General features: G+C 58.7%; 8 protein-coding genes and 1 pseudogene. 4 read left to right on the top strand and 5 right to left on the bottom strand.

Translation table 11 applies throughout. From position 1 onward, the window contains the following. Window positions 1-74 precede the first annotated feature (74 nt). Entirely contained in the window at window positions 75-662 is a 588-nt protein-coding gene (locus tag VGC62_RS12920) for a YecA family protein (protein ID WP_331187473.1), read from the top strand. Window positions 663-699: 37 nt separating this feature from the next. Continuing rightward, window positions 700-1,080 (top strand): YbaN family protein, encoded by a 381-nt coding sequence (locus VGC62_RS12925; RefSeq protein ID WP_331187474.1) that lies wholly within the window; start codon window positions 700-702, stop codon window positions 1,078-1,080. Between the two features lie 109 nt (window positions 1,081-1,189). Here the strand turns inward: VGC62_RS12925 and VGC62_RS12930 are convergent, their stop codons facing one another. Further along, window positions 1,190-2,314, bottom strand: coding sequence for a GNAT family N-acetyltransferase (locus tag VGC62_RS12930; protein ID WP_331187475.1), 1,125 nt, complete (start codon window positions 2,312-2,314; stop codon window positions 1,190-1,192). 273 nt (window positions 2,315-2,587) lie between these two features. Between VGC62_RS12930 and VGC62_RS12935 the strand changes: the two genes are divergently transcribed. After that, window positions 2,588-3,868 carry a putative porin gene (locus VGC62_RS12935; protein WP_331187476.1) on the top strand — a complete coding sequence of 427 codons (1,281 nt, stop codon included), beginning with the start codon at window positions 2,588-2,590 and terminating at the stop codon, window positions 3,866-3,868. Between the two features lie 149 nt (window positions 3,869-4,017). Here the strand turns inward: VGC62_RS12935 and VGC62_RS12940 are convergent, their stop codons facing one another. The 3 genes from VGC62_RS12940 to ung all read right to left on the bottom strand — a co-directional run bounded on the left by VGC62_RS12940 (window position 4,018) and on the right by ung (window position 10,131). Then, entirely contained in the window at window positions 4,018-5,139 is a 1,122-nt protein-coding gene (locus tag VGC62_RS12940) for a beta-ketoacyl-ACP synthase III (protein WP_331187477.1), read from the bottom strand. A 257-nt stretch (window positions 5,140-5,396) separates the two neighbouring features. Continuing rightward, window positions 5,397-9,308 (bottom strand): ATP-dependent RNA helicase HrpA, encoded by a 3,912-nt coding sequence (hrpA, locus tag VGC62_RS12945; protein ID WP_331187478.1) that lies wholly within the window; start codon window positions 9,306-9,308, stop codon window positions 5,397-5,399. Between the two features lie 127 nt (window positions 9,309-9,435). Then, window positions 9,436-10,131, bottom strand: coding sequence for a uracil-DNA glycosylase (ung, locus tag VGC62_RS12950; protein WP_331187479.1), 696 nt, complete (start codon window positions 10,129-10,131; stop codon window positions 9,436-9,438). Between the two features lie 170 nt (window positions 10,132-10,301). Between ung and VGC62_RS12955 the strand changes: the two genes are divergently transcribed. Next, window positions 10,302-11,414: an enoyl-CoA hydratase/isomerase family protein gene (locus VGC62_RS12955; protein WP_331187480.1), complete on the top strand. Its 1,113-nt coding sequence runs from the start codon at window positions 10,302-10,304 to the stop codon at window positions 11,412-11,414. A gap of 456 nt (window positions 11,415-11,870) precedes the next feature. Here VGC62_RS12955 and VGC62_RS12960 read toward each other — a convergent pair. Then, window positions 11,871-12,210 (bottom strand): annotated as a pseudogene (locus VGC62_RS12960) (hypothetical protein); the annotation flags it as partial.

Genomic DNA, 12,210 nt, shown 5'->3' on the forward strand with positions numbered 1-12,210 from the left:
AGGCCTCGCCGCTGGCGCATGCGGCGCTCAGGGCCTAGAATTCAGCATCGTTTATTTCCAAGGTAGTCCGTCCAATGTCCTTCGCTGAGCAACTAACCCGCCTGCAAGTGTTCCTCGACGCCGATGAGCTGCATGACGAAGCGTTGGACTATGTGGCCGCTCATGGCTACCTGACCGCGCTGTCGATCTGCGCCGAAACCGTGCCAGAGCGTGAATGGATCGACGCTTTGTTCGCCGAGCCTCCGCATTACGCCGATGAATCCCAACACCTGGAAATCGAAGCCACGCTGGTTCAGTTGCAGGCGCACATCGCCCGTCAACTGGCGTCGGATGAAGAGTTCGATCTGCCATGCGATCTGGACCTGGGCGATGACCCGGACGATTCGGAGCTGCGCGGCTGGTGCATCGGCTTCATGGAAGGCGTATTCCTGCGTGAATCGGCCTGGTTCGAGAACGACGAAGAAGAAGTCAGCGAAATGCTGCTGCCGATCATGGTCGGTTCAGGGCTGTTCGATGAGCAACCGGAGTTCGCCGACATCGCCGCCGACGCCAATCTGATGGACGACATGATCGTGCAGATTCCAGAAGCGCTGACAGCCTTGTATCTACTGCTGCATGCACCGGATGAAAAACCGGCCATCCTCAAACCCCGTCACCACTGATTCGGCGCCTATGGCGCAGAGCAACTCAGCACCGCGTATGAGTCGCCACCGGGTCGTACGCCTTTTGTTAGTCGCGGTTGGCTGGTTGAGCGTGGTGTTGGGCGTCATCGGGATTTTTCTGCCGGTGCTGCCGACCACGCCTTTCCTTCTGCTGGCGGCCGCCTGCTTTGTCCGCAGCTCCCCGCGCTTCTATCACTGGCTGGTCACTCACAAACATCTGGGGCCGTGGATACGCGAGTATCTGGACGGCAACGCCATCCCGCTTAAAGGCAAGGTCTACGCCATCGGCCTGATGTGGCTGAGCATCGGTTTTTCCTGCTGGTTGGTGCCACTACCGTGGGCGCGAGGGTTCATGCTGGTCAGCGCAGTGTGCGTGACGATTTATATTCTTCGGCAGAAGACGTTGCGTAAGGCCTGAAAGCCTGCCGGGGACAGATTCATTTACGGTGAAGCGTGTAAATAAATCTGTCCCCTCATACCCTTAAATAAATCAGTCCCCTCATACCCGAGTCCCCTCATACCCTCCCTCATACCTGCCGATACGGTAACGCTAACTTCGCCTCCTCGACATATGCCAGGATCCCCGCTCTCTCCTGCTCAAGAAAGTCCGCCACCGCCTCACGCAACCCCGCATGCGTCAGGTAATGCCAGGAATGGGTAATCACCGGTTCAAAGCCACGAATCAACTTGTGTTCACCCTGAGCCCCCGCATCGAAACGCTGGATGCCTTTGTCGATGGCGTATTCCATGCCCTGATAAAAGCAGGTCTCGAAATGCAGGCGATCAAACTCCGCCAGGCATCCCCAATAGCGCCCGTAAAAACTGTCACCGCCGATCAGACTGAATGCCATCGCCACCGGGCGTGAGCCCTGTTTGGCAAGGACAACGCGAATCGACTCGGGCATACGTTCGGCCAACAGACTGAAAAATTCCCGCGTCAGGTACGGCGCCTGCCCACGTATCTCATAGGTATTGGAATAGCAGGCGTAGACGAAATCCCATTGCGCCTGGCTCAGTTCATGACCTTCCAGCCATTGGAAATCGATGCCCTGCCCCGCCACTTGCTCGCGCTCTTTGCGCATCTGCTTGCGCTTGCGCGAACTCAACGCATCGAGAAAATCCTGAAAATCCCGATAACCACGGTTCTGCCAGTGGTACTGACAACCAATGCGTTGCAGCCAGCCCGGTTGTTGCGCCAACAACTCATCGGCGAGTGGATCGGTGAAGTTTACGTGGACGCTGGACAGCGCTTCGATTTCAACATAACCCGGCAGGCTCGCCAGCAGTTCTCGACCGTCTTCGGGACGCCGTGCCAACAGCCGCGGGCCGCTGACCGGGCTGAACGGCACCGCCACCAACAGCTTTGGATAATAGGCAATGCCCGCACGGCGGCAGGCATCGGCCCAGCCGTGATCGAACACGTACTCGCCGTAGGAATGCCACTTGCGGTAGGCCGGCAACGCGGCAATCAGCTGCTCACCTTCGTAATGCAGCAGATGCTCGGCGCGCCAGCCTGAGCGCGGCCCGAGGCTGCCACTGTCTTCCATCGAACTCAGGAATGCATGCCGCAGAAACGGCGAATCGCCGGGCACCAAGGCATCCCATTGTTTAGGCGCCAGGGCCGACAGCTTTTCCAATCGATGTAATGGCATCGCATCCCCCACTTCATTGCGCGAAAGCCGGCCGAGTATCGCGCATCGCCCACCGTTGCACACGGACTATACGACGACACCGCTCTAAGTCTTGGGTTCCAAAGAATTCATAACGTCATCGACATGCCATCACATAGCCACCTTACTGTCATAAACCATCGCGATACTGACGCCAGTTTTAGAGCGTCCGGTTCTAACAACGGGCTAACCCGTCCACTGCCGGACGGTTTTTTCAGGGTGGTTTTGCCATCCCTCTCAGCTACGGAGATTGATATGCGTCTTGCTTCCACCAAAACTGCGGCGGCCTTGTGCGGGGGTCTGTTATTGGCCATGAGCGTTCAGGCCAATGCTGCAGTCGACGCCAAATTGCTCGAAATGCTCAAGGCCAATGGATCGATTTCTCCGGCGCAATACGCCGAACTGCAAACCGAGCTGGCCAAGGATCAGCAAGCTCAACAAGTTGCTCAGCAACAAACCGCCTCGCAACTTGCAGCCGCCCAGAGCAAGTCGGCTGAGCTGAGCGCATTCGAACAAAAAGTGGCGTGGGCTGCCAAGACTCAATTCAAGGGTGATGTCCGCGTACGTGAGGAAACCGTCAAAATCGATGGTCAAAACAACAGCCAGGACAAGGACCGTCAACGTATTCGTGCTCGCTTGGGTGCCTACACCGAAATCAACCCGCAGGTGAGCACCGGTATTCGTATCGCCACCGGCGGCAGCAACGATGCTCGCTCCACCAACCAGGATCTGGACGGCTACTTCGTCAAGAAGGATCTGTGGCTTGACCAGGGCTATATCGACTACCACCCAACCGCGATTCAGAACCTGCACATCATCGGCGGCAAAATGAGCCAGCCGTGGATCAGTGAAGGCGACATGATCTGGGACAGCGACATCATGCCCGAAGGTCTGGCCGTCACCTACAGCCTCCCGATCAGCAAAAGCTTTGAGTTGTTTGGCAGCGCGGGTAACTACACCCTCAAGGACAACATTGACGGCGATGGCACGCAATTCAAGAACGACCTGCGTTTGAACGCGGGTCAGTTAGGTGCTCGCTTCACGCCTATCGATGCTCTGAAAGTCACTCTGGGTGGCAGCGTCTATCAGTACCAGAACGACAAAGACAGCGCAGCCCTGTCGGTCAATGGCAACAACACCGATCGATTCCGCCTGCTTGAAGGCTTTGGCCAGGTGGACATCAACGGCTTGGCCGTTCCACTGTCGGTATATGGTCAGTATGTGGTTAACAACGCCACCGACAGCGATGAAGACACTGGCTGGCTGACCGGCGTGAAGACCAAGGTGTTTGGCTTCAACCTGGACTACAACTACCGCGACACCCAACGTAACGCTGTCGTTGGCGCCTTCACCGACTCGGACTTCGCCAACGGCACCACCGGTTCGCGCGGGCACAAGTTGAAAGTGGCGTACGACATCGACAAGAACTTTGCCGTCGGCGCGACATACTTCCTGACCAAGGCAGACTACGCCGTTGCCTCGCAACGTGACGCAGACGCCAACACGCTGCAACTGGACGTGGAAGCGAAGTTCTAAGAGAAACAGCTATTACCCCCTTCCAGCCTGACGCTGACCTATCGGATCCCCATCATCCGTTCGATAGGTCAGTGCCGGGCTGTTTTTGCGTGTAACACCTGACACCGCCCCGCGTAGGAGCTGACGACCCTACCAGGACCGCGTGACGCTCACTTCTTGCGCAAAATCACGCTGCCAATCGAGTAACCCGCACCGAACGAACTCAACACGCCCAACGCGCCGCTGGGCAAGTCGTCCTGGTATTTGTGCAGGGCAATCACCGAACCTGCTGAGCTGGTATTGGCGTATGTGTCGAGAATCACCGGAGCTTCTTCGATTGTTGCTTCGCGGCCGAGCAGCTTCTTGACGATCAGGTGGTTCATGCTCAGGTTCGCCTGATGCAGCCAGAAACGCTGCACGTCGCTGACGTTCAGGCTGTTTTCCTGCAAATGCGTGCCCACCAGTTCAGCCACCATCGGGCAGACGTCACGGAACACCTTCCGGCCTTCCTGCACGAACAGTTTATCCGGCTTGCCCTCACCCTCTTCCGCTGTGCGGTTAAGGAAGCCGAAGTTATTGCGGATGTTATTAGAGAAAGAGGTCAGCAGCTTGGTGCTGACGATCTCGAACTGATACGGCGAGGTCGCAAGGTCGGCCCGTTCAACGACAACCGCGGTGGCGGCATCGCCAAAGATAAAGTGGCTGTCGCGGTCACGGAAATTCAGGTGAGCGGTGCAGATTTCCGGACTCACTACCAGCAGCGCACGGGCCTGCCCCAACTTGACGCTGTTGCAGGCATTCTGAATACCAAATGTGGCTGACGAACAGGCAACGTTCATGTCAAAGCCGAACCCCTGAATACCCAGTGCGGCCTGCACTTCGATGGAAATAGCGGGGTAGGCACGTTGCAGATTGGAGCAGGCAACGATCACGCCGTCGATGTCAGCGGCGGTCTTGCCAGCGCGCTGAAGTGCCTGTTCGGCCGCCGCTACGCCCATCTGACACAGGATCGACCATTCATCATTGGAACGCTCCGGCAGGCGTGGCTTCATGCGTTGCGGGTCGAGGATGCCATCCTTGTCCATGACGAAACGGCTTTTGATGCCTGAGGCCCTTTCGATGAAGGCAGCGCTCGACTCAGTCAACGCTTGAGTTTCGCCGCGCTCGATGGCCGATGCATGTTCGGCGTTGAACTGGGCGACGTAGGTGTTGAAAGACTGCACCAGCTCATCATTGGAAATGCTGTTGGCCGGGGTATAGAGCCCTGTGCCACTGATCACGACGTTGTACACGGTCGTTCCTCTCTTGTTGATGGCAGCAGGTGACAGACCTGCTCAGGCATGGGTGCTGGCTGTTTTTTGGAACGGCAGTACCAATGCACCAATAATAATTCCCCGTCGGCGGGGGCAATGTTCGTGACACTTTGATGTTTTAGGCGCGAAGTTTGCCATATCGGCCCGGATTTCGCGCTATTTGGCTGCGCGAGGGCCGAAACCTGCGCGGCATTTGCTTTTGATTCAGGCCGCAGGCAGAAGCCTATCGGCGGCAGCTAACCTTCCACCTGACTCCATTGCTTGCTCAAACGCTTGTCAGAAATGGGCACCTTGGTCCCCAACTGCTGGCCGAACAGCGAGACGCGGTATTCCTCCATCCACCAGCGGTACACCACCAGCTCTTCATCACGCTTGCCTTCTTGCGCGTGTTTGTCGGCACGGGCTTGGTATTGCGCCCACAGATTGGCCAACTCGATGCTCCAGACCCGATCCTTCTGCACCTGCGATGGCAACTTTTCCAAACGCAGCTCAACGGCCTTCAGATAGCGCGGCAGTTCCTTGAGCCAGGGTGCCGGGGTCTCACGGACGAAGCCCGGATACACCAACTTGCCCAGTTGCGCCTTGATGTCGTTAAGTGCCACAGCCTGTGCCAAGTCGATCTTGCCCTTGAAGCGCTTTTGCAAACCGTGCCACAGCGTGAGGATTTCCAGGACCAGCTTCGCCAATCGCTCGGCCTGCTCGGTCAGACCGCCGCGTTTGCGCTCAGCCAACGACATGAGCCCGGCGCCGTCACGCGGCAAGCTGGCCTCGCCTTCAAGAATGCAGGTGTCCAGGCTCGCCAGCAGGATGTCTTCAACCAGCGCATCGACACGGCCCAGTTCGCGATACAACAACGCCAATTCGGTTTGCCCCGGCAGTTTGCTGCGCAAGAACTTCGCTGGCTCGGCCAGTTGTTGCAGCAATAAGCGCTGTAAAGCACGGCGATGCTGATACTGCGCCTCGGTGGCCGTAGAGAAACGGCCTTCCTTGACCGTCCCGCCCTCTTCGACCAACGCCGGGTACACCGTCATCGACAACCCGGCGATATTTTGCTGGGTCTGTTGCGCCACGGCGGCGAAGCCTTTGGCCTCCACCGGCTGCTGACTTTTTGCCGACTGCGGCACCGCCAACGCGGCCTGACTGGCTTGGGCGAAACGTGCGGTCAACTCATCCAGATCGCGACCTTCGCCGAGGAACTTGCCATCGGCGTCGACGATTTCAAGATTCATTTTCAGATGGTTTTCCAACTGCTGCGTCGCTTCGACCCACGCCTCGTCGGTGACCCGTGCGCCAGTCATGCGCAACAGCTCACGGCCCAGCGCTTGCGGCAGCGAACCGTCGCCAAAGGTCATGCGCTGCAAGGCTGCCTTGACGAAGTCCGGCACCGGCACGAAATTCTTGCGCAACGCCTTGGGCAGGTTGCGCACCAGCGCGATGCACTTGGTTTCCAGCAGCCCAGGCACCAGCCACGCCAGACGCTCGGCGGGCAGCGACAACAACAGCGGCGCTGGCACCCGCAGGGTCACACCGTCACGCGGATGATTGGGTTCGAAGTGGTAGCTCAGCGACAAGGTCAAATCGCCCAGCCGCAATGTATCCGGGTACTGATTGGCCGTGACTTCACTGGCTTCACGGGCCAGCACGTCCTCTTCGCGCATGATCAGCAGTTGTGGATTCTTCTGGCTCTCAACCTTGTACCAACTGTCGAAGGTCGCGGTCTGGTGAATCTCCGCAGGCAAGCGCTCATCGTAAAAGCGGAACAGAGTATCTTCATCGGCCAGGATGTCGCGGCGCCGGGCCTTGGCTTCCAGCTCGTCGAGTTCTTCAAGCAGTTTGGCGTTGGCCGACAGGCATTTGGCGCGCGATTGAATCTCGCCGCGCACCAGAGCTTCGCGAATGAAAAACTCGCGAGACACCACCGGATCTATCGGACCGAAATGTACCGGGCGACGACCGACCACGATCAGCCCGAACAGGGTAATCTGCTCGAACGCGACGACCTGACCGCGCTTCTTCTCCCAATGTGGCTCGAAGTGGTTCTTCTTGATCAAATGCCCGGCCAACGGCTCGATCCAGTCAGGCTCGATCTTTGCCACCATGCGTGCGTATAGCTTGGTGGTTTCTACCAACTCGGCGGCCATGATCCATTGTGGACGCTTGCGACCAAGGCCCGACGAGGGATGCACCCAGAACCGCCGCTGACGCGCACCGAGGTAATCACCTTCTTCGGCTTTCTGGCCGATCTGGCTGAGCAAACCTGCGAGCACCGCTTTGTGGAATTTGGGGAAGTCGGCTGGCTCCTTGTTGACCGTCAGTTGCAGGTCGCGACAGATCAGGCTCAATTGCCGATGCGAATCGCGCCACTCGCGCAGCCGCAGATAGTTGAGGAAGTTACGACGGCACCAGTTGCGCAGGGGACTGGCGGTCAAGGCCTGGCGCTGCTCCTCGAAACCGCGCCACAGATTGACCAATCCGGCAAAGTCGGAATCCTGATCCTTCCATTGTGCGTGGGCTTGATCGGCAGCCTGCTGTCGTTCGGGAGGGCGCTCGCGCGGGTCCTGAATCGACATGGCGCTGGCGACGATCAACACTTCCTGCAAGCTGCCCTGCTTCGCCGCTTCCAGCAACATGCGGCCCATGCGCGGGTCCACTGGCAGGCGCGCCAACTGGCGACCCAGCGGCGTTAACTGATTCTCGCGATTGACCGCCGACAGCTCCTGCAACAGGTTGAAACCGTCGCTGATGGCCTTGCCGTCTGGCGGCTCGATGAACGGAAAATCGGTGATCTCGCCCAAGCGCAGATGCAGCATTTGCAGGATCACCGCCGCAAGGTTAGTGCGCAGGATTTCCGGATCGGTGAAGCCAGGTCGACTGTTGAAATCTTCTTCGCTGTACAAGCGCACGCACAGCCCCGGCTCAACCCGGCCACATCGGCCTTTACGCTGATTGGCGCTGGCCTGGGATATCGCTTCGATGGGCAGGCGCTGAACCTTGGCGCGGTAGCTGTAGCGGCTGATCCGCGCGGTGCCGGTGTCGATCACATAACGGATGCCCGGCACAGTCAGCGAGGTTTCGGCGACGTTGGTCGCCAACACCACGCGACGGCCCGGATGCGACTGGAAAATTCGCTGCTGTTCAGCGGGCGACAGGCGTGCGTAGAGCGGCAGGATTTCCGTGTGCTTGAGCTGAGCCTTGCGCAGCATTTCGGCGGCGTCGCGAATCTCGCGCTCGCCAGGCAGGAACACCAACACATCGCCAGGGGATTTGCGCTCACTGCGCTCCATGGCCGCAAGCTCATCCAGCGTCGCCAGAATTGCCTGATCCACGGTCAGGTCTTCTTCGACGCTGTTGCCGTCTTCGTCCTGCTCTGAAGTCAGCGGGCGATACCAGGTATCCACAGGGAAGGTCCGCCCCGAAACTTCGATGATCGGCGCCTTATCGAAGTGCTCGGAGAAACGCTCCAGGTCGATGGTTGCCGAGGTGATGATGACTTTCAGGTCGGGACGACGCGGCAGCAGGGTTTTCAGGTAACCCAGCAGGAAGTCGATATTCAGGCTGCGCTCGTGGGCTTCGTCGACGATGATCGTGTCGTAGCGCTCAAGAAAGCGGTCGTGCTGGGTTTCGGCCAGCAGGATGCCATCGGTCATCAGTTTAATCAGCGTATTGCTGTCGCTCTGGTCTTCAAAACGGACCTGGTAGCCGACCAATGCGCCCAGCGGCGTACCGATTTCCTCGGCGACGCGGCTGGCAACGCTGCGAGCAGCGATTCGACGCGGTTGAGTGTGACCAATCAGACCGTGCTGACCGCGACCGATTTCCAGGCAGATCTTCGGCAACTGGGTGGTTTTACCCGAGCCGGTTTCGCCCGCGATGATCAGCACTTGATGCTTGAGCAGAGCTTCTTTGATTTCATCGCGCTTGGCCGCGATTGGCAGGTTGTCGTCGTAGCGCACCGTCGGCACGCTTTGCTTGCGCGCGGTGACCTGCGCGCAAGACGCTTGAACACGCTCGACCCACTGCGCAAGCCTGGCCTCGTCGGGCTTTTTGCGCAGTTCATGCAACTGACGACGCAAACGATGACGATCACTGATCATCGCGTGGTCGAGGTTCTTCAGCAGTTGGTCGATGGAGGGCGATTCGTCGGTCATCAGCGGCGCGAGGTCTTCAATTCAAATGCAGGGCGCGGATTGTCGCAGATTTAGGCGCGATCATGCATCGCATTGGGCGGACGCTGCGGTATCGATCGGCAAACACGATCCCTGTGGGCCAGGTTTGCTAGGCCGTAGCAGGCAACCGCCAATCAATTGGGGCAATGCCGTTCTGTTCCAAAAACTTATTGGCCTTGCTGAAATGCCCACAGCCCAAAAACCCCTTGTATGCCGACAGTGGCGATGGGTGGACTGAGGTCAGCACCAAATGCTTGGTCGCGTCGATCAGCTTTTGCTTACTCTGCGCATGGGCTCCCCACAGCAGAAACACCAGGTGCGGTTGATGCGCACTGACGATTTCGATCACCTTGTCAGTGAAATGCTGCCAGCCTTTTCCGGCGTGTGATGCAGCATTGGCGCGTTCTACGGTCAACGTAGTGTTGAGCAGTAACACCCCCTGATCGGCCCAGGACTGCAAATACCCGTGGCTCGGGATGTCGATGTTAAGGTCTCGTTTGAGCTCTTTATAGATGTTGACCAGCGACGGTGGCGCGGGCACGCCCGGCTGTACCGAAAAGCACAAACCATGAGCCTGATTAGGGCCGTGATACGGGTCCTGGCCGAGGATCACCACTTTCACTTTATCCAGCGGCGTGGAGTTCAATGCGTTGAAAATCAGCGGGCCGGGCGGGTAAATCTGCTTGCCTGCCGCATGCTCCTGACGCAGAAACTCGCGTAGCGCGCCCATGTAAGGCTTTACGAATTCGTCACGCAGCGCGTGTTTCCAACTGGGCTCCAGTTTGATGCGGTCGTTGCTTGTCATGGTTACATCCGGCAAAAACAATGGGCGAACTTTAGGGGTTAGCGCCAATTATTTCTAGCACGGCGACCCCAGCGTTTCCTACACTCTTGCCCACGCTTGATGTGCAACTTCCCGGCATTCCAAGGACTCAGAGCCTTGATGATGCTCCGTACCACTGATAAGAGGTCACGATGAATCTGCAATTCGAAGAGCTCACCGCAGCCGACGGCGCCCGCATCGGGATCGCCAGCCTGGACGCGCAACAATCGTTGAACGCCCTGTCGCTGCCAATGGTGCTGGCGCTGCAGGATCGCCTTGCCGCCTGGGCCAGCGACCCACAAATCGTGTGCGTTTTGCTGCGTGGCAACGGCCCGAAAGCGTTTTGCGCAGGCGGTGATGTACGCGCATTGGTGGAGGCAGGTCGCAATCATAAAGGCGAAGTCCCGCCTTTGGCGGCGCAGTTTTTTGCTGCTGAATATCGTTTGGACTACATGCTGCACACCTATCCGAAACCGCTCATTTGTTGGGGGCACGGCTACGTGCTCGGCGGCGGCATGGGGCTTTTGCAGGGCGCGAGTATCCGCGTGGTCACGCCAAGCAGTCGCTTGGCGATGCCGGAAATCAGTATCGGTTTGTACCCGGATGTGGGCGCCAGCTGGTTTCTGTCGAGACTGCCGGGCAAATTGGGGTTATTTCTGGGGTTGACCGGCTCACACGTCAATGGTCATGACGCATTGGATCTGGGCCTGGCAGACCGCTTCCTGCTGGACGATCAGCAAGAAGAGATGATCGAGCGATTGTTGCAATTGAACTGGCAAGAACAGACCGCCGTTCAGCTCAACAGCCTGTTCAAGGCATTGCAACAGGAAGCGATGCCGCAGTTGCCACAAGCGCAGTGGCTGCCGCGTCGGCAGAAAATTGACGAGATACTGGACATCGCCGACGTACCATGCGCCTGGAATGCCATCAAACATCAACTCAACAGCAGCGATCCTCTCCTGGCGAAGGCCGCGAAAACCATGACCGAAGGCTGTCCGATGACCGCGCACCTGGTCTGGGAACAAATCGCCCGAGCACGGCATATGTCGCTGGCTGAGGTATTCCAGATGGAATACAGCATGAGCCTTAACTGCTGTCGTTATCCCGAGTTCGGTGAAGGGGTTCGCGCGCGGTTGATCGACAAAGATCAAAAGCCCCTTTGGCACTGGCAGGATGTCGCCACTATTGCATCAGCGGTGGTCGATGCACATTTCGAGAAGGCGTGGGAAGGACGGCATCCACTGGCGGATTTGTCGGAATATTAACGGCCGCTGACCGCAACGCCCGTTTTCGCAGGAGCTGACGAGCCCGGGCGAGGCGACCGGCGCGGTGCGCCTGAGACACCGCCTCGCGAACAAGCTCACTCCAGGGCGTTCTGGTCAAAACATTAGCGATGACGACTTGTAGGAACGGGCTTGTCCCGCGACCGGCGGGGAACCCGTCGTAAAACCTGTGCTCGCGGTGTGACAGGCAGACCGCATACATCGGGTTTACTGCCGCTGCGCGCCAGCTCGCGGGACAAGCCGCACCCCTACAGCAGCAACGACACATTCAAGAGATCCACCCTCCGCAGCATTTGATACGGCCACGCTTTTCAGCGAAAAACACCTGCTGAAAGCTTGGCCGGGAACAGAGTACGCAGAAACATTTCACGTTAGGGGCGTATGCGTCTGGACCACGGAAGATCACTTATCGCTGATGTGAACTTTTGTGTTCAGACTTCAGCGATTCCCGCCACCTCGACCGCCCTGGCCACGACCACCGCCACCGGGGCCACCGGGGCCACCGGGGCCACCACGGCCCGGACCGCCGGGGCCGTGCCCGCCGCCATGATTGTCGCTCCAGTCGGGACGCGAGCCATTGCCTGGTCCACCACCACCGGGACGTGGGCCTGGATGATAACCCGACCCTGGACGTGGGCCACCCTGCCAGCCCGAACCGCCGCCGTAACCAGGACGCGGGCCTGCGTTCCAGCCAGGCCCTCCATAACCAGGACGCGGACCGCCGTAGCCGGGTCTTGGGCCTTGGTAATAACGAGGTGGTGGCGAGTAATAGCGTGGC

This window comes from Pseudomonas sp., from assembly GCF_036404235.1.
Classification (GTDB): Bacteria; Pseudomonadota; Gammaproteobacteria; order Pseudomonadales; family Pseudomonadaceae; genus Aquipseudomonas.

Bases quoted from the DNA above. Each gene is read 5' to 3' on its own strand.
- VGC62_RS12935 (WP_331187476.1), top strand. From the start codon at position 2,588: ATGCGTCTTGCTTCCACCAAAACTGCGGCGGCCTTGTGCGGGGGTCTG.
- hrpA (WP_331187478.1), bottom strand. From the start codon at position 9,308: ATGACCGACGAATCGCCCTCCATCGACCAACTGCTGAAGAACCTCGAC.
- VGC62_RS12925 (WP_331187474.1), top strand. From the start codon at position 700: ATGAGTCGCCACCGGGTCGTACGCCTTTTGTTAGTCGCGGTTGGCTGG.
- VGC62_RS12955 (WP_331187480.1), top strand. From the start codon at position 10,302: ATGAATCTGCAATTCGAAGAGCTCACCGCAGCCGACGGCGCCCGCATC.
- VGC62_RS12920 (WP_331187473.1), top strand. From the start codon at position 75: ATGTCCTTCGCTGAGCAACTAACCCGCCTGCAAGTGTTCCTCGACGCC.
- ung (WP_331187479.1), bottom strand. From the start codon at position 10,131: ATGACAAGCAACGACCGCATCAAACTGGAGCCCAGTTGGAAACACGCG.
- VGC62_RS12930 (WP_331187475.1), bottom strand. From the start codon at position 2,314: ATGCCATTACATCGATTGGAAAAGCTGTCGGCCCTGGCGCCTAAACAA.